Raw genomic sequence first — 21492 nt, 5'->3', positions numbered from 1 at the left:
ACACATCTCCCGGTACCTCCATATATTTTCGGGCCCGGGAACTCTGCAAGCTTAACCTTGAGTTCTTCAATTGTTGTATTTTTAAATTCCCTTTTTCCATTGCCAAAGACCGAATCCAAAGCTTCCATATATTCATAGGGCCCAAGGTCGTCGGAAAAACCTACGTAAAAAGCTGTAACCTCGTAGATCCGGTCCCATTTCTCAAGAAGTTCAGGCTCACTCTGGAGCTGGGAAGCGATCAGGCTTGCTTGGATAGTCTGGATGCGGGCATCCTTTGCAGGATCTTCCGATTCAATCAGCTTCTCCTTCAAGAGCATGCTCATTCTGCCATGCCACATAAAAGCCTTGAAATAGTTTTGCAGTTTTTCGGAACGAGTATAGTGGCCTCGCGGGGCATACTGGGAATAGTCTTCCTGATATTTGAAAATAGGAGAAAGTTCAAAACCCTGGTGGGCTTCGATAAGGGCAAGTTCAGCTTCAACCTCTTTTTTTACGAATTTTGAAATTTCGAACTGATATTGCTTTTCTGCACCTCCAGGGAAAAGGGATTCTTTATCCATATCCTCATAAAGATCTACTTCTTTCACGTCTTGATAAAGATCCTCTTCTGCTGCCTGTATCTGTGCAGGTTTAGGCTGGAGAAGGCTCAAAGCAACTGAGAAGTAAGCTGCATTTCTTTTTGCAGCTTCCTTTTCGTCCCCGGAAGCGCTGTTATACTTCTCGATAGAAGCATTTAGCAGGGCAAGGTCGGTCTTCCAGAGAGTATCGTAAAACTCCTGTTCTTCGATCTGGCGCAGAGTCTCATCAAACTGGATATGGTAAAGATGCAGCAGGGAATCCGTAGTAATAAAAACAGGAATTTCCTGGTCTTTGAGTGTCGAATACATTCTAGTTATGTCTTCTTCGGCGGAACCGTAAGGATTTTCGATTACTACAAAACCATTGCTTTCCAGCATTTTAAGAGCTGAGTCATCTAGGGAAATTTTCTCGGAAAAGTCTCCATAGTTCGAAATTTCGTTACTTTGTAAGGGCAGCTCATAAGAAGGCACTTTTAACTCAACATCAAGAGCCTCAAGCGTGTAATTTCCTGCAATGTAGGAAGTTCCTGCCTCTGAACCTGAAAGAGTTACTTCTTCGGTTTTAAGGCGGCCCTCTTGAGAGAGTCCGTGGGTGTCAACTTCTCCTTTAACTTCTGTTCCGTTTTCCCTGCTTAACCCGGAACCCTGCCCCAGGCATCCTTCTGTAAGTAGGGAAGCTAAAACAATTAAAAGAATTAAGCTAGTTACAACTATCTTTTTTCGATGCTTCATTATCTCATCCCGGTAGTTTTGGATTCTATATTGAACCGGAGCCTGCCTGCCCGAAAGGTGGGGGGTTTACTGCAAGCCTTTTTAAAAAAGGCTTGAGCGAAAAAGCGAATTTTACTTTTTCCGCCTTATTTCTCAAGCCTTTTAAAAAAGGCTTGAGAGAAAAATGGTTTTTATTTTTCCATTTTTATTGATACAGATATTTCTATTATTTATTCAGATTTCCCATTATTTATTCAGAATTTTCCCGTTTTGCGATTGAAGGAGCGTATAAGGACCAGAGGGGTCAAAACTTTTAAAGGTTAACTTTCTTATATAGTTATCAACAAAAATATTTAAAATTATTTAGAATCAGTTAATTAATTCATAAGCGTTATTATGTGGATCAAAATCAGACAAAATAGAAGCTAACTGTAAAATGTAAAAAGTAAGAAAAATTCCAGAATGGATAAAATGCTGTAATCTTGATAATTAAATTTTTGAGATTTAGGCAAAGAAAAGAGAGCCTTTATTTCTCCCTTTTCTCCTTCGTTTTCTCCTTTCTTCTTTTTCGTATTAATCGTTCGGACTTAGAGGATCTAGCCTGAAAAGCAGAATCATGAATAGTGCAGTTACAGTCCCAGTTCCCCATATAAGCGGGTCTTTGGTAAAATTCAGGAGCAAGCCCATTACCAGCAATAAAGCTCCGATTGTCAGTAAAATCTGAAATTTTCTCTCCAATTTTTCCCCCTCACACCTTTTGAGTATTAATTCTAAGTTTCTGTTAAAGCGCCGAAAAGCGCCCAACAATTTTCCCTAAACTTAATTGATTTTTCTTCATTATCAATTTTTTGATATGATTTTTTATTTATATATCCAGTAAAAATAATATTAATATAATTAGAAAGTGATGCATAAACCAGAAAAATATCACGGTGTGAATATTAATAGTTGGTAAGACAAAAAATATTGTAAAAACGCTAGAAAATAATTCTGTTTTATTTTCAGGTCTATCTTCAGAGGGAGATTATAAATATTTTGATCTTGGAATTGGATAGGCGGATATGGAACTTTAAATAAAATACAAAAGATTTTATGATCGATATTTCCTGCACTTCCCTTTTATGAATATTACGGAAAGCCCGGGAAGCGCAAGTTTTGCCTGGATCAATTCAGGAAGTTTGGGATTTGATATTTGCTTTTCCATTTCACGCCCTGCTTCCTTCTTATTTCCAGTTTTATCCATCATTTTCTCAGTTCCATCTGTCATATTTCCAGTGTCATCTGGCGCTTCTTTCTCATTAGTATCAATATCGAAGACTGAAACGTCAAGGGTTATTGCCTCAACCACTTTCCTGAGATCAGAGACTGACTGTCCGCCAGTCATGGCTGCAACCTCATTTTGGAGTACAAGCACAAGCACATTGCAGCCTGTAGTCGCCGCACTTAAAAGCCCGAGAATACCCGAATGTGCCAGGGCGAAATCTCCGATTACGGCTATGCCCTTTTTCTCAAAGCCACATGCAACAGAGATTGCCGAGCCAAGAGCAAAGCTAACATCGACTGCCGCAAGGGGATCAGGTGCGCTCCGGACGGAACAGCCCATGTCGCCGGCAACCCGCACATCAAGAGTGTTGAGAAAACGGTAGAGGGGAAGGTACGCGCAATCGTCGCAGATTCCGGTCCTATTATTTTTCTTTGCGGCTTTGAGAGAAGTAATATCTGCAGGTTCTAAAATTTCGTCTTCAAGGTGTTCAAGGGCGAATTCAATATCTTCATGCCTGACCTGCCCGTATGGGAGGTGCCCTGTCTTTTTCCCATAAACGTTGCCTATGATCCGGATCTGTTCTTCTATAAAAGGCTCGGACTCTTCGGCGACGAGTACCTTCTGGTTAGACCTCAGAAAAGCCTTTATCTTTTTGAGGGGAAGAGGGTTTACAAGGCCAAGGGACAGGTGAGAGATTTCAGGATAAAAAACCTCAGCGCGGAACTCTTCCTGCGTATTCAGTATTTCTTCAACGATCGAAGATGTGAAGCCTGAGGAAATAATCCCTATATGTCCATATCTCGAATTTAATCCGTACCCTGTATTTCCGGCTGTCCTTTTCTTTACCACGTTAAGGTCAGTGTTTTCAGCTTCCTCTTCCAGCAGAGGGTAGGTTCTGGAGTGAAAAAGTCGGTGTTTTTCCACCATCCGATTTTTCCAGATTGCACGGTCGAACTCAGGATGAGGAGCTGAAGACTTTGGAAGGCGTATTATATTTCCTTTACTTCTTTCCAGGCCTGCAGTGATCCTCAGAATAACAGGCGTCTTTGTCTCTTCCGAAAGCTCATAAGCCCGTCTTAGAGCCCTGTATGCCGTATCGGGAGAGGCAGGATCAAATACAGCTATTTCTGCTATTCGGCCATACCAGCGGGAGTCTTGTTCATTCTGAGAGCCCTTTGCGCCAGGATCATCACCTGCAATTATTACAAGGCCGGCTCCTATGGTATGTGTGACCGAGGTTATAAGAGGGTCTGAAAGCAGATTCATTCCCACATGCTTTACAAGCACAAGTGCCCTTCTGCCCGAAACCGATGCCCCTAGAGCTGTTTCAAGGGCAACTTTCTCGTTTGTGAGCCATCTGGCACTATAATCTAGCACTATCTTGGAAGTTGCTGATCCGGAGACAAGCGTCTTCGCTTTTGAGGCATTTAAAAGCTCTTCTTCCGCGGGTTTTCTCAAAAAAAGTTCCATAAGCGAGGTAACAGGATATCCGGGAACACCTGTTATGAAGCTGACATCACTGTCAAGAGCTGCAAGATAAAGGGCTTCAAACCCGGTACATTTTGATGCTTCTTTTTCTTCTTTCAAAGTGATCCCACGCTGCTGGAATTTGAAGGATGCTGAATTCAAAATTTCTTATAACTTGAGATTCCATGTAACCAAAGATTCTAATGACTTAAATCTCAATTTGAAGCTTCTTTTCAGCGTTCTTGCTTTCTGGTTTCTTTTTCTTAAATGTTACTTTTAGTCTTGTCCATGGCAAGAGGCTTGATCTCAGTACCAGGAATTATGGACTCCTCAGGCCTTCCGAACCAGGGGAGAGAGGCAAGTGCACCTATTACTCCGTTGCCGTCAAGAAGGACTTCCACACCGTTTTCGATTGCACATTGCAAAGCCTCGGCTTTCGAAATCCTTTCAGTCCGACAGCGGTTGCTGTACTTGTATAGTCCTTTTGCATAGAAATCCGAAAGGACAACCATTCCGGTTTGGGATGAAGCAGTATATTTCTTAAGTGCTTTTTTGAAATTGTCTACAAGCCTTGATTTTGCTTTTTCATCTACACAGCCAAATTCAAGCACTGTGGACATGCAGTTCTGGGTCTTTTCTGGAACCGGAAAAAGCTGGACAAGAGCATGGGAAAGATAAACGGCTTCCTGGCAGTCCAGTTCCTTTGCAATATTGTGAGTCAGAGTCCAGGTAGCTCCGATTTCTTTTGAGTCGGTATCATCTATACCTATGAGGACGCGGTTCCTGCGTGGAACTGTAATCGTCCCCCTTGCGCATTTCTCGCCTCCTGACTCGGAAATCTTGTAGCGAAGAATTCCGTCTGCAAATGCCCTGCACCGTGTTGCGCCCACACCTCCGCCTCCTAACCCGGCATAGGTGATTTCTACTTCATCCCCCTGCACGATCACGGATTCAATACCTGCAGCTGCGACGGAAGGTTTAAGTTCGAGCTCTGAAGTCCCGGTTTTCATTAAATAACGGATCATATTTCCGGTTGAATGGGCTTTCAGGACAAGGGGTGCTTTTGCGTAATGGTAAAGGGACCAAGAGGCCCCGCTATAACAGTTGGAGTGCTCAATTATCTCCGCATACTCATTTGCCGCGTCACAGATAGCATAAATGCCCTTATAAGGCACAGTATAGGGATCATCCAGGATTACTTCCTTAATGTCTCTGCTGTCCAGTGCACAGGCGTTTATATGTTTTGTAATTCAGAAAACCTCCTTTTTAAGGGAAATAGAAACAGGGAGGGAAATTTGTTTGATCGAAAAGCCCATTTCTTATAGATATATATAGATATCGTAATTTTAGTAAGTTATTAAAGTGGATTTTACAGGTGATCAGGCTGAATACAAATTATTAATCATATTTGACTATAATCCTTGAAAGTAAATTTTCGGCAGGCTTTGGTCAATAAAGTCATATTCGACAGAAGACTGTAATCCGTGAAAGACACTATTCTAAGCGGGCAGATATGGCTAAGAGTATTCAGGTAAAAAGTTCTCTTCTATAGGAGTTCGGATTCACATTTTTACCTTACAAAGCCTTCATCCTTGAGGCTTACATATCTGCCATCTCCAATAATAATATGGTCAAGCACGTCAATTCCAAGGAGTTTTCCTCCTTCGACTATTTTCTTGGTGACCATTATGTCCTCTCGGCTTGGGCTTGGATCCCCTGAAGGGTGATTATGTACCATAATTACCGATGCTGATGATTCCATAAGAGCAGACTTGAAAACCTCACGCGGATGAACGATGCTCGCGTTTAAGCTGCCGATAGATACTACTTCTTCTTTCAGGATCTGGTTTTTTGTATCAAGACAAAGCGTTATAAATTTTTCTTTTTTTTGTTCACGCATTTTAGGATACATGAGCGTGTATACATCTTTTGGGGAGCAGATTTTCCTTTTTGGCTCTTCCACAAAAGTCTCAAGTCGGCGGGCAAGTTCGAAAACCGCAGCTATCTGGGCAGCTTTTGCCTTTCCAACTCCATTTTCCTGCATAAGCCTTGAGACATTTGTAAGACTGAGCTGCTTGATGCTATATTTTGAGAGTATCCGGTTTGACAGGCTGACAACATTCTCTTCTTTTGACCCTGTCCTCAGGATTATTCCCAGCAGTTCTGCGTTAGAAAGCGATTCCGGCCCATTTCGAATAAGCCTTTCCCTTGGGCGTTCCTCTTCAGGAATATCATGAATCCTGACATTATTAATTTCCATAATTGACCCCCTTTTTCCCATCTTTCCTTCTTTCCCGTTTTTTCTGTCTTTTTTCGATTAACAGACAGTAAACTCATGTAGAAAATTCTATAAAAACAAATTTGCTATAAAACTAAGATTTTGAAGGTACCTAACTCTTACTAGATAATATTGAAGTCTCAATATTTGAATCTTCACAAAACATTCTGTAAAATGAATAAGAGATATATAAATATGAGAGGCACGAAAGTGCCGACCCTTACTTATACCGGAAAGTCCATAACGCTCTTTGATGAAAGTCATTTCAGTTGTCGGGTATAAAAAATCGGGTAAGACATCCGTAGTTTCAGCCCTTGTTCGGAATCTTTCCGGGTTCGGGACAGTAGGCACTATAAAACATATGGGTGAGCAGCGTCTCAATCCAGCAGAGACCGATACAGGCAGGCACTTTGATGCCGGGGCTGATATGGTAATAGGAATAACGGGCACAGAAGCGATAGGCACTGAAGTTGTCAGCTTTTCCAGGAATTTGAACCTTGAAGACGCGCTTGACCTGCTTTGCGACCAGGGGCTCGATTTTGCTGTGGTAGAAGGGTTTAAGGAAAGCAATCTTCCGAAAATTGTGATTGGTAACCTTCCTAACGTTTCCAACGTTGTTTTCAGGATGCCGGCAGACATTGATATGCACGAAGAGCTTATAGCTTCCCTTGTAGGACTCTCCCTTGCTCAGCCTGACCGCTATACACTGGAAGCTCTTATAAAGAAAGCCAGAAAAAACCCTGTCATCCGAAAAGCAGGCGCAATCGGCACCTTTACAGGCATCGTTCGCGAGCTGGCCGAAGAAGAGAGAACTTCCAGGCTCGAATTCGAAAAGTACGAGCCAAAAGCTTCAAAAGTCCTTGATCTGATCCGGGAAGAACTCAAACAAAAAGAAGGCATCCTTGAAGTCCTGATCCACCACAAAACAGGCGTTATCAAAGCCGGAGAAGATATAGTATACATTGTTATCGCATCTGCGCACAGGACAGAACTTTTCCCTGCTCTCAGCGAAGCTATAGAACGTATAAAGTCTGAAGCTCCAATTTGGAAAAAGGAATTCACGGAAAAAGAGGAATTCTGGGTTCACGATAAAGAGCAAGATAAAAAGCAGGCATGAAGTCTAAAGACAAGCCGAAAGAAAAAAATGCAGGTAAGCAGAAAGGAAAAACGAAAGTTAAACCTAAACCATAAAGTCCCGGAAATGATCAAATGGGCGAAAAAACAGAACCAGAAAGAGAACAAATAAAATTCAAAAGTGCAGTCGTGCTGGCGGGTGGCAGGGGCAGGCGGATGGGCATGGTCGAAAAAGCCCTTCTCGAATTTGAAGGAAAAACAATTCTTGAGCGCCTGCTTGAAAGCCTTTTTCGGGTTGTGGACGAGGTTATTCTCTCGGTCCGGGACAAAAACCAGGAAAAAAAGTTCAGACCTGTGCTTGAAAAATTCCCTGCTCGTAAAATTCTTTTCTGTTTTGATACTCTGGAAGACGCCGGCCCTCTTGAAGGCATCCGGGCGGGACTGCTTGAATCTAGATCAGAATACTCTTTTGTGTGCGCCGGAGATATGCCTTTTGTAAACCCCGAAGTTGTAAACCTGCTGTTTAAGAAAGCAAGCGGACATGATGCTGCCCTTCCAAAATGGGAAGATGGAAGGTTCGAGCCTCTGCATGCAGTTTATTCAAAAAAAATGATTTCTGAAATCGAGAAAGCCTTTAAGAAAGGAAAACGCTCAGTACTTACGCCGGTTTTTGAAATGAAGGATGTGGTTTTTGTTGAGATTTCGGAAATTCGTGAAATTGATCCTGAGTTAAGAACTTTTGCGAATATCAATACGGTTGAAGATATGGAATTTATTATAGGTTCTTCTGATAAAAATGAGAAACTGAAACAAAATTCGATCAACAGTTGTTGATCAAATTCTATTGACTAAAAACCAGAATGTTTTTCTCTGTCATTTCTGTCCCGTATATTGCGCGGCTTTCTTAGCCTACATCTTAAAATCGAAAGTTATTTCGACAACAGCATCTCTTATTTTTAAAATCAGTTATCATTTGCTTAATAAAGCTTTATTGACGGTAATTTCAAAAGCTTATTGAGTTTTCGATTATTTTTACTTAACGCGGTATCATATGGAAATGAATGAAAAAGAAATCCTGAAGATACTTCAAAATATACAAAAAATTGAATCGGAATCAGATGTAGAAGATTCTCTACTGGAAAAAATCAATAGAAGTATCACGCTAAACCCCAATATTTGTGGTGTAGGGCCGAACATTAACGAAATGATCAGATTATATTTAAAGAGGAAAAAGCGGCGGTCATAAAATTTCTTAGTTTTTTACTTTCCCGCATCCTCTATCTCAAACTTTACATTCCTCTTTTTAAGCTCTTTTATAACTTCTTCCATAAACACCCCAGGTCCCGGTGCATGCCTGTGATGGAATTCTTTTACCTTGCCTGGCTCTCCACCAATGCTGGTTATATCCACGCCGCAGGAGGGACTTTTCGGGACGCCGAGGATTTTTATTTTTACACCGTTTGCTGCAAGATCTTCGAGCAGGTCTGCAAAATGGGTAAAGATTTCTCTGCAAAAGCGCCTGTAGGCTGGGTGGTCGAGCTGGTCTTTAGTAATTTCCCGGCGGCTCATGCCGAAAAACATTGCTTCAGGGCAGGGGAGCTGGATAACATTCGCACCCTGCGTATCGATAGGTTGGACTGGTTTTACTCCTTTTACCCTTACAAGAGGATTAAGCAAGCAGTGGCTTATAACCAGAACTTCGTGTTTATCGTCGCCTGCCGAGGGTTTTTCGGGAACCTGAAAACATTCGTAAGTTTCCAGCTTTTTCATACAGTCACCATAATATCGCCTTTTATTCACCTGCTAATACACATATTCACTTTTCGTTTAACTCCAATATTAAATTAATATTAACCTGATACTTACATGAGTATTGGTCTTTATGAAAATAAGAGATTTTATATTTATCTTCCGCATATGTATTCGAAAATAGTATCTGTGAGCCTGCATACCAGCTATATTTTTGCGGTATGTCAGGTATATTTGCAAGAGAAATGCAAGAGCATTGCTCTTATAATTGGAAGGTCACGGCACATGTATGAAGATTTTGGAACAATACTTAACAAAGGATTCAACAGCTGGATTAGAAATTTAAATATCTGTATTCCGTTCATCCTTAATTTTCTTATCAATATGATTCTTTATTTCCTTTTCTTCGGCTTGATAGGCATTCTGCTCTTTACTTCAAGCACCGGAAGTATAATAGATCCTGCTACTCTTTCCGAAGAGGAAATTGTTACCATGGTGTGGAAAGGGTTTTCTGAGAATCTCGGACTGTCCTTAGTTTTGATTCTTGGATTTTACCTATTTGCGACGTTCGTACAGTCCTTTTTCACAGCAGGAGCGATAGGGATGGCAAAAAAGGCCTCCGAAACCGGAGATGCCGGGTTCTATGATATGCTGGTTTCGGGTTCAAAAAATACATTCAGGCTTTTCCTGACATTCCTGCTGATTACCCTACTCCTGCTTGTAGGAATAATATTTATAGTGCCCGGAGCCTTTGCAGTAGGGGATATGAGTACGCTTATAGAAAATCCAGAAGCCTCGGTAAATGGCGTGGCCGCGCTCGCCATAGGAGTCATCCTCTGGACGGCTTATATAATAATTCTCAATCTTGTACTTTCCCTCAGTAGATATGCCCTTGTAATAGACGAGCTTGGGCCCCTTGAGGCTTTGAGTGAAGGCTTTCGTTTCTTTACTAATAATAAGCTTGACGTATTCTTTATCTGGATAATCACTATTGGGCTAGCTTTAATTAATAGTTTTGTCAGCGAATTTGCAGGCTCGGGAAGCATCATGTTCGCAGCAATTGCATCTCTAGTTCCGATTGTGATCCTGGAGCCTCTCACCGCTGTCCTGTGGACGCGCCTCTACCTTACCAGGAAAGGAGGAAAGCTCTATGATCCTTCATATCTGCTTTCTGACCCAGATAGCTTCTAAAAGGGCTTCTTAGAAGCTACTATTTTATTTTTAAGCCCGGCCGAGCAATTTGCAGGCCTGGCACACATCTTCGGTGCATGTTTCCCCGCAAATCCTGCATTTTCCAATTTTTGCCGGTGGCATCTCCTTTGCAAGCGCTCCTGCAAGCTTGTCAAAGCCCCTGAGCAGGGAATATTTGGTTCCCGGATGGTTTGCCTCAAAATTATTCAGAAGCTCCCTTATCTCCCCCCGCAGGGCTTCTCCTGCATACGGGCATTCACTGAAGTCCACAGGAAGGGAATTTACAAGGGCGTAGAGTGCCACTTCTTTTTCAGGAATTTTCCTCAGAGGTTTTGCCCGCAAGACAAGACCTTCAATAGCTGCAGGCGGAGCAAGCCTGACCATGCGCTCCATATCTCCCCTGAAGTGATTGAGAAGAATTGTCTGGGCTTCATCATCTAGGTTATGCCCTGTGACAAGTTTTGTTGCCCCGATTTCAAGCGCAGCCTTATTGAGGACGTTTTTCCTGAGGACGCCGCAGTAGCTGCATGCGCCTTTTTCCCGGTCCATTGCAGCCAGCTCATCCATAGTTACTCCGTGTACCTCTTTGAAGGATTTTATTATATGCCGCACTCCAAGCATCTTAGTGAGACTTTTTGCAACTTCGAGAGAATGGGGACGATATCCTTGTATTCCTTCGTCTACTGAAATTGCAACGATTTCAATGTCCGGCCTGTTCCCCAGAATTTTATGCACTACATAGAGGGCAACCGAGCTGTCCTTACCCCCACTCAGGGCAACAGCTACTACATCATTTTTACAGATGCTGTACTCTTTTCGGATTGTCAGTTTGATTTTCCTCTCGACATCTTCTACAAAATGCTTCTTGCAAAGGTGCATTCCGGAATATTTCTGAAAAATGATGGCTTCATGATTGCATTTTTTGCATCTGATTGTCATTTGAATCCTTTTTTCTATCAATTGCCTGAAAATAATCTAAAAAGCTGAAACCTAACAAACACGCATAATAAATTTTTTTAATTATGCTGTGCTAGAATTCTTTTAGGAAAGGAATCGCTCTTATATATGGCTTTTTATATTTTTTACGGAAAAAAGTTTTTACAGCTTTTTTTGTTTATTTACCATATATTTTTTCTGTTTATTTTCTGTTTATTTTCTGTTTGTTCTTTCAGGGGATATGAACATTGTTTAGAATCTCTGTTTCCGGATGTATTATCCATGTCAGTAAATAAAAGTTAATTATTATGTAAATAATTACATATTATTTAGGCAGCAAGGAGATTTAATAATAAGATTATTCAATAAAAATAGGGCACAATTCGGATAAGCCTAGGTTAAAGGTTTCTTTCTTTTCACTTATCAGGAATATTGTAATCCGGGGAAAATTTTCAGTAAGAGGACTTACACGCTTTTACTGATTAATTTTAGAACCAATAAAGGGATTTTCATTTCCTCTTCATACTAAAAAAATAAAAGTGAAGCAGAGAAAAATAGAGAAAAGTAAAACAAAGAAAAAGAGGCATTAAATGAATCAGGATATTCCTGAAAGAGAGAATGACAAAGAAGAAGGAAAAGAACAACCTCGAAGGGGGAGTGATGGAAAAAGAGAGCAATCAGGAGAAATTGAACAGAACCAACCTCGAAGAGAAAGTGCTGAAAGGCAGGAAACATCAAAAGAAAGCGAGAAAGAACAACCAGAGAGAGGAAGTGATGGAAGGTCGGACCAGTCAAGAGAAGCTGAAGAAGAAAAACCTGATAGAGGAAGTGACAAAAAACAAGAACTGCCGGGGAGAGGAAGTGACAAAAAACAAGATCAGCCTAGAAGAGGAAGCGGCTGAGGAATAAATGATCAGAAAAGGGGGTAGGCTAGAAGTTAAAGGCAGATTCAAAAATATCCTATAGAAGTTAAGGGCAGACCCAAAAATATTCGATAGAAATCAAATGAAGGATTGCAATAAGAAGAGAATTGAAGTGAGAGGTAAAAATAGTTAAGAGAGGGATTTGCCTCTCACTTCTTTTTTGCTTCTGATATTCCGGGAACATGGAGTGAGGAATGGCGAACCTCATTTCCGTTCCCTTCTTGAAACCTCTTCCGAACTGAAGATTGAGGAATGGCAAAAACCTCAATACATTCTGTTCGAGTGGGATTTCGTATTTGTGGAGGGCAGGGTTGAGGAATGGCGAACCTCATTTCCCTTGCTCTACGTTTTCGCTAAATGCTACTCATGAACCCCATTCAATATTAGCATTTAGAACTGCATTTAATAGAATATCAATCACATATAAAACATAAGTGGAAATGATTTTTTATTTTCTTTGATGTAATAAAGAATGCCCAAAATTTTTAAGCGGCTTATCATTACACACAGACTTAAATTATCTCCTTCCGCCAATCTCTATGAAAAATAACCCGGTTCTGAGCACAAGATATATATATTATAAATTTTTGAATTAACATGTTACATTTTCTGATTCCAAGTAGATTTATTATTTTCTGATATGTAGTTTTCTCTCTATCTTTTCTAATGCTAATCTTGAATAAAAATTAATCTCTTATACATGAGATTTAAAATATCTATAAATAGTGATAATTGTAACTACTGTGTATAGATCCTTAGGCTTTAGATAAGTTTTAAAGAAAAAGATCCTGAGGGATGGTCAAGTGGAAGATATCTCTTTACTCTTGCTTTTCTTTTCAGTTCTAGGAGGTTATCTGCTTGGTATAATTTCCGGGCTCCTACCTGGAATACACAACAATAATTTTGCGCTTGCACTTGTAGCCCTTGCGCCTTTTCTTGCTGAGAAAGGGCTTTCACCTTTTTACATAGCTGCGATTATTCTCTCCAATGCTGTCTCTCAAACTTTTCATGATACAATCCCCTCTATATTTTTAGGGGCCCCAGACGGAGACACAGCGCTAATGGTCCTGCCAGGGCACAGACTTCTTCTTGACGGAGCAGGAGCTGAGGCAGTCCGGCTTTCAGCACTAGGAAGCGCAGGCTCGGTAGTTGCTTCCCTGATATTCGTGCTACCATTTTCTCTTTTCTTTAAGGCTGTTTATCCTTATATTGAAGCGCATATGGCATTGATTCTTATTTTTATCGTCTTTCTGATGCTTGCAAGTGAAAAAGGTGAAAATGTTGAAGATTCAGAGGAGAAAAGACCATTTGCAAAATATAAGTACAAAATTTTTGCCCTGATTTTGTTTTTGATTACAGGCGTACTTGGGCTTTTTGCTTTTGCCAGGGAATCGCTTATGGTTCCGGTTGTTAATTTTGGAGAGCCTTCCATACTCCTGCCCCTGCTGAGCGGGCTTTTCGGAGCTTCCCAGCTAATTATAAGCCTTCTCACAAGCTCGAAAATTCCCGAAGAATCCGTATCAGCACTCAAGCTTTCTCGAAAAAGAATTCTAAGAGGGATCCTTACAGGCAGCGCAGCAGGCTCGCTTGTAGCATGGCTGCCAGGTCTCTCTTCTGCAATTGCGGCACTCCTTACGGGTCTTGTTGCAAAAGTAGATTTTGACAGAATTCATCTTAAGAAAAAAACCTCCGAACCTGAGCTTGGAAGGTTAAAAACCTCTCTATATTCGGACCCTTATGCCAGTAATCCTTCAACGCTTGAAAGTTCAAAAGAATTCATAATTTCAAATTCCGGAGTAAACACTTCTAACGCGATTTTCGGGCTGGTCGCCTTTGTGGTGATTGGAAGGACTCGAAGCGGGGCAATGGTTGCCATAGAAGATATGCTAGGAACAAATAAGCTTGATATACCTGTATTATTGCTCTTTTTTGCTGCTATCGTATTAACAGCCCTGTTTTCCTACTTTTCCACGGTCTGGATAGGGAACAATGCTCATCTCCTTCTAAAGAAAGTTGATTATAGTAAGCTCTGTGCAGGTGTCCTTATCGGGCTTGCAGTAATGGTTTACCTTTTCACAGGGCTTTTCGGTTTTTTTATTTTTGTAATTTCGACTCCTATAGGCATGTTAGCCTCTTTTATGAATGTCAGGAAATCTCATGCAATGGGAGTCATCTTACTGCCTGTGATTCTGTATTTCTTGTAAAAAAACCACTTTTTGAAATTTAGCTTGTATTTAGAGAAAATTTTTTGTGTTCCAAAAATTTTATTTTTTCAATACGATGGCATGTAAAAATATAAAACTTAAAATGTATTGGGCTGGAAATGTACAGAAAGCAAAAAAGCACATGATATAAGAAGAAAACAAAAAGTTGGATAATGATGGATAAAGTCAAAAATATAAAGTCGGGCTACAAAGGAAAAGAGTTAAGCCAGGTCAAAGTCAAAAAGTAATGTCAGGTCACGAAATCAAAAAGTGAAGCCAATGCAATAAAGATAGAAATAATGTGAAGTAGTAGATAATGACTGGTTTGAGTCTAAATTGAAGACCAAGTCCGAATTAATAGATAGACCCAAGTAAAGTGGAAAATCCGAATAAAATGAAAGTTATCGACCGGGGTTGCAGGATATGGAAGTAAAACTTGAACAGCGTTTAACTGAGCTCAGGGCAGAATATGAATCAGGGCAGAAAATCCTCAAAGACATTGAGTTAAAGCTTGCAGAGCTTGAAGATCGGAAAAAGAGCCTAAACGAGACCCTCCTTCGTATTAGCGGGGCAATCGACCTACTCGAAGAAGTGCTGGAAGGAAAAGCAGGTACCGAGGGGCCAGAAACCAGGGCAGGGCCAAGAACCATCACAGGAAACATAGAGGTTCCGAATGTTGTAAGACAGCCCCTTGAAAAAGCTATTAAAACTCTGGAAGAAGCCGGGCTTACCGCAGGAGAGATCGTTGAGCAAAAAGGAATTCTTCCAATAGGAGTTATGGCAGGAGAAATCCTTAGGCAGGAACCGAAGCCAGGCACGAAATCCCCGGCCGGGTCAGCCGTAAAGCTCGTAGTTGCGATAAAAGGCAAGCTTTTGCCACATAACAAATACTCGCTGTGCGACTCTTTTTCCGACCGCACATGAACAAAGCTGAGGAGGGTTTAAAACGGAGGCTTATTCTTCCAGAGCAAACATTTCCCTGAACGAACTTAGGGAACACTGCAGGGCAGCAATTTCAGCCTTTTCCGCGCTTGAGCATTCCGAGAGTCAGGCATCTCAGAGGCTCTGCTTGGAAAAATTCCTCAATGAGTGCCAGGGCGCTTCAATGGTCTTATGGCACAATAACGATAGAAAACTTGAGAAACATCTCAGATCCGTATTCTCAGTCTCGAACAATTCTCCTCTTTCTCCAGCAGCTTTTTCCGAGCTGAAAGCCGTGATTAAAGGAATAGAAAAAGATAAAGTGGCAGAAGTAAAAAAAACTGAAGGAATAGAGAATAATGAGGAAATAAAAAAAGCTGGAGAAAACGAAAATGCTCGAGAAATAGAAAAAATCTTGAGGAATAAAAAGAAGCAAGGTTCAATGGGAGAAGATGCCGATCAAGGAAAATCGGCCGCTTTTCTGTATAATACGGACGCAAAAAAACTTATCTTTCACGGGAAAAACTATAAAATCCTGCCTCTTTTTCTGGTTGTAAGGGACCTTTACGCCTCCCTGCCCTTTTTTGAAGAGCTTCAGGCCTGCGCTGAGTGGCTTGAAAAGGATCCCCAGGACGCCACAGCCCTCTTTCAGAAAGCCGTACTCATGTATAAGGCCAGGCGGTTTGAAACTGCCCTGCAGCTTACTGGAAAGATTCTAAAAATCATTCCTGACGATCACAGAGTCTGGTATAACCGGGGCGTCATTCTTGCGGAAATGGGCCTGCTTGAAGAAGCACTTGCGGCTTATGACAGGACAATTGAGCTTGAACCGGCTTTTGAAATTGCCTGGGACAACAAAGGAGTTGTACTTGCAAAGCTTGGCAGGCTTGAAGAAGCCCTCGAAACCTACGATAAAATTCTAAGGAGATATCCTGAATATGCTGAAGCCTGGGCAGGAAAAGGATCTATCCTTTCAGCCCTCGGCCGAGAAGAAGAAGCCTTTGAAGCTTACAGTTCAGCACTTCGGATCAGGCCTGAATACCTTGAGGCACTTACTTCGACCGGAAGCCTTCTTTCCAGCCTGGGCAGGTACGAGGAAGCCTTGAAGATTTACGATAAGGCGCTTCAGCTTGCCCCTATAGAGCCTCGCCTCTGGGCAGCAAAGGGTTTCGTCCTTTCGGAAATGGACAAACAGGAAGAAGCACTGAAAAATTGCAATCGGGCCCTTGAATTGAAACCTGGCTTTGTTCCTGCGCTTGAAACCAAGGTAAAAATCCTTTCGGAAATCCACCTACGGAACGCCAGATCCTCGAAGTAACTTTTCCTTTTTGCTTTTTGAGTTTAAGAGTCGAATTTACTCCCTTTTTTACAGGGCAGCTTTATATTCGGTAAAATTCGAATCAGAAAAGGTATATCTCATTGAAAACAAAAATGCAGAATACCAGTTTTAGCTCTGGTTCCATGCGTGTGATGTAAAAATGGCCAGGTGTGGTAAGCCCTGAAGAGTACGGAATGAGCTTTCACTGGAAAAGCGAGGATTCCGATATGACAGAAGAAAATGTGAGTGCGAAGATGGATAAGACGAAGCAAAAGGAATCGGACGCGGTGGAAAGAACCGGAGAACCTGAAGATCTCAGGCAACTCCTTATGAAGGCTGGCGAGACTGATAATTACGAAGACAAACTTAGACTGTATGATAAAGCCTTAGTTCTGGACCCTCTATACCTCGATGCGTGGATCCAGAAAGGTTTCGCCCTGGACAGAATGGGAAAATCAACAGAAGCTCTTGCCTGCTATGACAAGGCTCTTGAAATTGATCCTGAAAACCTGGGTATAAGGTGCCTCAAGGGTTTTGCCTTCAATAATTTAAAGGAGTTTGAAAAGTCGATAGATTCTTACGACGAAGTCCTGAAAATAAAACCTGACGATGTATTCTCACTATATCAAAAAGGCTCAGCTCTAGAAAGCCTTGGCAGATATGGGGAAGCTATGCAGTGTTACGACAAAGCGCTTGAGATCGATCCTACTGATGTCCTTATTAGAGAAAAGAAATTAAGGCTTCTAGAAATTATTTATAAAAAAGGAACTTTAGAGGACTCTCCGGACAGCGGATTCAACTGAATAAGAAATTATAAAGATTAGAAAGGAATTTATAATCAGAGACAAGTTGCAACACAGGTCAAAGAATCGCAGGGATCAGTAAAAGTGAGGAAGTAGTATCAAAAAATCGAAAAAAATTCTGAGAAATATAAGGCCGAAAATCGGCCTTTAATTTTTACTTGCTTTGCTAGCTTCTTCTTCTGTCCTGATTTCCTCAACGACTTCCGTAAGCTTTTCCTTAATTTTTATTATGGCGTCAACAGCTTCGCCGCCTACCTCAATCGGAGCTCGTTTCTCCAGGTCAGCCTGCATTAACTTAGGGTCAAAGGGAATCTCTCCAAGCACCTGTATGCCCAGCTCTTCAAGCTTATCGTTGACTTTTCCCGAGCCTCCTTTATTAATTACGGCAGCAAGGTGTTTTATCCCTATTTCGGAAGAAAGCTTTTTTATTCTCTCAGCCGTTTCAAGCGATCTTGCCCCTGGCTCAACTACCACTATCATGAGGTCCATTCCCCTTGTAGTGCCTCTTCCGAGATGTTCAATCCCTGCTTCCATATCAAGAATCACTGCACTCTTTTCCCTTAACATAAGGTGCCTGAGAAGAGCCCTCAGAAAAGCTGAGGCAGGACACATGCACCCGCTTCCGCCGCGGTCAACAGTGCCCATAACAAGCATTCTGACTCCATCGGGCCCTATTACTCCATATTTACTTGCAATGTCATCTACTTTGGGGTTGTAGATGAAAGCTCCGCCTTCGGCACCTGCCCTTTCCTGAATTAGGTCTTTGAAATCTGTCAGGGGCTTTGGGGGATTTTCTACTCCAAGTGAAGATGCCAGATTCATATCCGGATCTGCATCTATTGCCAGTACCTCGTATCCATCCCTTGCAAGTAATCTGGCTAGAGTGCCTGAGAGAGTTGTTTTTCCAACGCCGCCTTTTCCGGTAATTGCTATTTTTATGAGGATTCCCCCTGAACATTAATTAAGATCAACTATTTTAGATTTATAAATGATTCAGATTAATTGTTAATTCAGACTAATTATAATAATTTCCTAAGCAATAATTTCCTAAGCAGGGATATAGCCATCAAGCTGTTTATACTTATTCATTTATCCCTGGCTTCATCCCATTATTCCTAAAAGAGTATTTTTTAAACTCCTTTCATTTGAGAAGAGTTTAAAAATGAGTTTATCTAACATAAAGTAAAGAATTGATTTCCTGACTATAAAGTAGAGAATTAATTACCTGACTACTATAAGGTAAGTGATTCCTTATCCAATTATGAAATCGAACCCGTGGTCTGCAGCGACCTGTTTGAGATACTTCTCTATATGGTTTCCTTCCCGTTTTGAAAAGCCTGCATCGCGGGCAAGCCTGTCGAGCACTTTTTGAACCCCTGTCCCATACTGGATTGCTTTCTTTTCTTTCCAGAGAAGTTCCGAAGGAAGCAGACCATCTGCGGCTTTTCTAAGAATATACTTTCTTATATAGAGGCCGTCTCTTTTAAGGACTTTAAGTTCAGGGCAGATTGCAAGCCCTGTTCTTATTACTTCCTTATCCAGGAAAGGCACCCTAAGTTCCACAGAATTGGCCATGGTAACCATATCGTCCCTTTCAAGGTTAACAGCTGAAATATTTTTGATGTCTGAGCAGATCTCCCTGTCAAGCACCTCAGGCCCCTGCTCAAAGAAGCCCTCATGCCTGCTGTAACCAGCAAAGAGTTCGTCTGCACCCTGACCAGTAAGAAGGACTCTTTTTCCGTCTTCTTTTGCAGTCTTCGCAACAAAGTACAGAGGAAGTCCAATTGCAATTTTCATAGGGTCCGTTGATTCTGTCGAATAGATTACATCCGGAATTGCGGCTTCGATTTCTTCGGGATAAATTATGCGAGTCTTGAGGGAATCCTTCATGTCAGCAGCTTCAGCAGCATATTGAGCCTGAACAAGATCATGGGAATTCTGAAGCCCGACGGCATAAAGGGAAATTGAAGCATCAATACTTTTTGCAAGGGCCGCTAAAAAAGTACTGTCAATACCTCCGGAAAATGCAATTCCTGAATTGTTTGTAAGCCTGATCTCCACGGCTTTTTCAAGTGCCGCCTTCAGGTAGGAGGCGGCTTCATGCTCTCCCGAGATTCTTTCTTCAGGAGGTTCAATATTAAGGGATTTTTCTTCAAGCCTTCCGTTCAGGATATTGAAAGTCATGACTCTACCAGGCCGGAGGGGCTTTATACAGCTTATCTGGCTGGAAAAAGCCTTTTTTTCGGAGGCAAAATTGATTTTCGGTTTTTCTACTTCATTATCTAGGGAATAGAAAAGAGGTTTGACTCCTACAGGATCTCTGGCCAGTACAATCTCTTTATCCAGAGCATAGGCAAGAGCGTAATCTCCATTTACTCCGGAAAGCGTGGAAAAGACTGCATTTATTGGGGTTTCTCCGTTCTTAATTTTCGCTTCGATGAGGGAAAAAAGCACTTCAGTGTCAGAATTGGTTTTTATCCCCTGCTCAGCCGCAAGTTCCCTGAAATTGAAGATTTCTCCATTGAGTATTAGCGCCCCTTTTCCAACCAGGGGCTGGGGCATATCGCCTGTGATTTTAAGCAGGGTATTTCCTATACTAAGTCCTTGGGCCTGATAGGTTCCGCAAGCATCAGGTCCCCTATGCCCAAGGGCTGCAAGCATTCTTTTTGTATCTTCACTCGTGTCAGGAGTGCCGGCTGCTCCTGCTATTCCGCACATGTTTACTCCTTTTTTCTTTCTGTTCAGTGTATACACGCGCTCTATCTCTATTTATCATTTTTCCACATCATGAGAGCATATTGAACTCAGAATAGCAAGACTGTGAACTTAAGAGTAATAAAAAATGGAGTAACTATCAGCTCGAGTAAAAAAGTATCATTAGCCTTCTTTATGAAAAATTAAAGGGGAAAAATTACCCTAAATCAATTTTCTTTAGTCATTGACGACTGATATTTTTTCATTGGTCGTTACTCGCGTTTATTAGTTAAGTTACAATCGAAATTAACAGATTGAATTTATATAAACTATATAGGTATAATAAGATAAGTTTATTAACCGTCGGCTGTTATTGGAACTGGAAATCACTTATAGAGAATAGCCACCTCTGAGATGATATCAATGGATTCAATGGAAAAAATATTTGGAAAAACCGCACAGATGACAGTCCTTAAAAACTTGATTGATAACCGAAACGAGCCGACATATCTTTCAGGGATAGCTGAAGAGACTGGATTATCCCACTCCAGTGTATCAAGGGTTATCGAACCTTTGGTATTGTCAGGCATTGTTCAAGAAAAACCCCTGGGAAGGCAAATCCGAACTTTCCAGCTGAACATGGATAATGAGGCAACAAATGTTATAATAGATTTTTACAACAAAATAAATCAGATGATAAATTAAGTCTGAATAATAAGTAGCATGGGAAATTTCGATTTCCCAAGTATTTTTTGTTCCCAATTGCTTTTTGATTTTGTTCCCAATCTCTTATTTCTAGTTTTATCCTCAATCCCTTTATTTCTAGTTTTGTCCTCAATCCCTTATTTCTGTTTTATCCTCAATCTTTTGTTTTTCAAAACTACACATACTAAAAACTATACATACTAAATATAGAGATAATCAATAAGAGATTCTATAGCTAAATTATAACTTATTTTTCTTCTGCCTTCCTTCATACGATTCAGTGCTTCCACTTTCAGGATATATTAAACAGATCCCTCTGAGCCTAGTGTCCCTCAAAGATATAAACCATTTTAAACAGTAATTTAGAGCAAAGGACCAGAAAATAAACATTTTAATGAAATTTAAAAATTATGAACATTCACATCTTAATCCAAGACTCATCTCTGATACCCAGCCACCCTCCTACATTCAAACAGATAAAGACCCATAAGATTAAATAGCTTTTATCCTTATTTCCCTTGAAATCGGTGATGGAAAGGCGAGTTAAAAACTAGCTAACGCCCAAAAATAAATAAAAGGTATGTTAGAATAACCAGATGCTTTATGATTATTTATGGTACATACTGATAATTATTTACCTTTAAATCTTATTTAATCCCGCATTAGGATCCCGAAA

The 21492-nt window shown here is 41.0% G+C and carries 20 protein-coding genes; 11 read left to right on the top strand and 9 right to left on the bottom strand.

Translation table 11 applies throughout. The features are described 5' to 3' along the window. From BP861_RS03495 to radC, 5 genes are all read right to left on the bottom strand, one after another. On the bottom strand, nt 1-1310 hold a 1310-nt coding region (locus BP861_RS03495), incomplete at its 3' end, for a DUF3160 domain-containing protein (protein WP_292372612.1). 552 nt (nt 1311-1862) lie between these two features. Then, the gene (locus BP861_RS03490) at nt 1863-2027 is read right to left on the bottom strand and encodes a hypothetical protein (protein WP_292372610.1); all 165 of its coding nucleotides are present in this window, start codon (nt 2025-2027) and stop codon (nt 1863-1865) included. A gap of 352 nt (nt 2028-2379) precedes the next feature. Continuing rightward, nucleotides 2380-4140 (bottom strand): indolepyruvate ferredoxin oxidoreductase subunit alpha, encoded by a 1761-nt coding sequence (locus tag BP861_RS03485; RefSeq protein ID WP_292372608.1) that lies wholly within the window; start codon nt 4138-4140, stop codon nt 2380-2382. Nucleotides 4141-4283: 143 nt separating this feature from the next. After that, the gene (gene mmp11, locus BP861_RS03480) at nt 4284-5195 is read right to left on the bottom strand and encodes a methanogenesis marker protein 11 (RefSeq protein ID WP_292372607.1); all 912 of its coding nucleotides are present in this window, start codon (nt 5193-5195) and stop codon (nt 4284-4286) included. Nucleotides 5196-5590: 395 nt separating this feature from the next. Then, nucleotides 5591-6280, bottom strand: coding sequence for a RadC family protein (radC, locus tag BP861_RS03475; RefSeq protein WP_292372605.1), 690 nt, complete (start codon nt 6278-6280; stop codon nt 5591-5593). A gap of 271 nt (nt 6281-6551) precedes the next feature. Between radC and BP861_RS03470 the strand changes: the two genes are divergently transcribed. From BP861_RS03470 to BP861_RS03460, 3 genes are all read left to right on the top strand, one after another. Continuing rightward, entirely contained in the window at nt 6552-7415 is an 864-nt protein-coding gene (locus BP861_RS03470; RefSeq protein WP_292372603.1) for a molybdopterin synthase, read from the top strand. Nucleotides 7416-7507: 92 nt separating this feature from the next. After that, the gene (gene mobA / locus BP861_RS03465; RefSeq protein WP_292372601.1) at nt 7508-8206 is read left to right on the top strand and encodes a molybdenum cofactor guanylyltransferase; all 699 of its coding nucleotides are present in this window, start codon (nt 7508-7510) and stop codon (nt 8204-8206) included. A 217-nt stretch (nt 8207-8423) separates the two neighbouring features. Beyond that, entirely contained in the window at nt 8424-8618 is a 195-nt protein-coding gene (locus BP861_RS03460) for a hypothetical protein (RefSeq protein ID WP_292372599.1), read from the top strand. Between the two features lie 14 nt (nt 8619-8632). On the opposite strand, the gene BP861_RS03455 is transcribed toward BP861_RS03460, so the two are convergent. Beyond that, nucleotides 8633-9142: a 2-thiouracil desulfurase family protein gene (locus tag BP861_RS03455; protein ID WP_292372597.1), complete on the bottom strand. Its 510-nt coding sequence runs from the start codon at nt 9140-9142 to the stop codon at nt 8633-8635. A 363-nt stretch (nt 9143-9505) separates the two neighbouring features. Here BP861_RS03455 and BP861_RS03450 point away from each other — a divergent pair, with 363 nt between their 5' ends. Continuing rightward, a complete protein-coding gene (locus BP861_RS03450; RefSeq protein WP_292372595.1) occupies nt 9506-10312 on the top strand; it encodes a hypothetical protein in 807 nt (268 codons plus the stop codon). A 30-nt stretch (nt 10313-10342) separates the two neighbouring features. On the opposite strand, the gene BP861_RS03445 is transcribed toward BP861_RS03450, so the two are convergent. Next, entirely contained in the window at nt 10343-11251 is a 909-nt protein-coding gene (locus tag BP861_RS03445; RefSeq protein WP_292372593.1) for a TIGR00269 family protein, read from the bottom strand. 615 nt (nt 11252-11866) lie between these two features. Here BP861_RS03445 and BP861_RS03440 point away from each other — a divergent pair. From BP861_RS03440 to BP861_RS03415, 6 genes are all read left to right on the top strand, one after another. After that, entirely contained in the window at nt 11867-12157 is a 291-nt protein-coding gene (locus tag BP861_RS03440; protein ID WP_292372591.1) for a hypothetical protein, read from the top strand. Nucleotides 12158-12331: 174 nt separating this feature from the next. Beyond that, nucleotides 12332-12541 (top strand): hypothetical protein, encoded by a 210-nt coding sequence (locus BP861_RS03435; protein ID WP_292372589.1) that lies wholly within the window; start codon nt 12332-12334, stop codon nt 12539-12541. A 433-nt stretch (nt 12542-12974) separates the two neighbouring features. Further along, the gene (locus tag BP861_RS03430) at nt 12975-14375 is read left to right on the top strand and encodes a tripartite tricarboxylate transporter permease (protein WP_292372587.1); all 1401 of its coding nucleotides are present in this window, start codon (nt 12975-12977) and stop codon (nt 14373-14375) included. A gap of 423 nt (nt 14376-14798) precedes the next feature. Beyond that, nucleotides 14799-15299 carry a PASTA domain-containing protein gene (locus tag BP861_RS03425; RefSeq protein WP_292372585.1) on the top strand — a complete coding sequence of 167 codons (501 nt, stop codon included), beginning with the start codon at nt 14799-14801 and terminating at the stop codon, nt 15297-15299. 145 nt (nt 15300-15444) lie between these two features. Continuing rightward, nucleotides 15445-16614, top strand: coding sequence for a tetratricopeptide repeat protein (locus BP861_RS03420; RefSeq protein ID WP_292372583.1), 1170 nt, complete (start codon nt 15445-15447; stop codon nt 16612-16614). A 170-nt stretch (nt 16615-16784) separates the two neighbouring features. After that, nucleotides 16785-17417 carry a tetratricopeptide repeat protein gene (locus BP861_RS03415; RefSeq protein ID WP_292372581.1) on the top strand — a complete coding sequence of 211 codons (633 nt, stop codon included), beginning with the start codon at nt 16785-16787 and terminating at the stop codon, nt 17415-17417. A gap of 147 nt (nt 17418-17564) precedes the next feature. Here the strand turns inward: BP861_RS03415 and BP861_RS03410 are convergent, their stop codons facing one another. Both BP861_RS03410 and BP861_RS03405 read right to left on the bottom strand, forming a co-directional pair. After that, on the bottom strand, nt 17565-18362 hold the full coding sequence (locus tag BP861_RS03410; protein WP_292372624.1) for a carbon monoxide dehydrogenase accessory protein CooC: 798 nt from the start codon (nt 18360-18362) through the stop codon (nt 17565-17567). A 306-nt stretch (nt 18363-18668) separates the two neighbouring features. Then, complete coding sequence (locus tag BP861_RS03405; RefSeq protein WP_292372579.1) at nt 18669-20135, bottom strand: asparagine synthetase B family protein; 1467 nt, start codon at nt 20133-20135, stop codon at nt 18669-18671. 399 nt (nt 20136-20534) lie between these two features. On the opposite strand from BP861_RS03405, the gene BP861_RS03400 reads away from it, so the two are divergent. Further along, on the top strand, nt 20535-20816 hold the full coding sequence (locus BP861_RS03400; protein ID WP_292372577.1) for a MarR family transcriptional regulator: 282 nt from the start codon (nt 20535-20537) through the stop codon (nt 20814-20816). The last annotated feature ends 676 nt before the right edge of the window (nt 20817-21492 follow it).

The organism is Methanosarcina sp. UBA411, from assembly GCF_002495725.1.
Lineage (GTDB): Archaea > Halobacteriota > Methanosarcinia > Methanosarcinales > Methanosarcinaceae > Methanosarcina.
The sequence above is the reverse complement of the archived record's forward strand: the minus strand, read 5'-3'. Positions and strand labels throughout refer to the sequence as shown.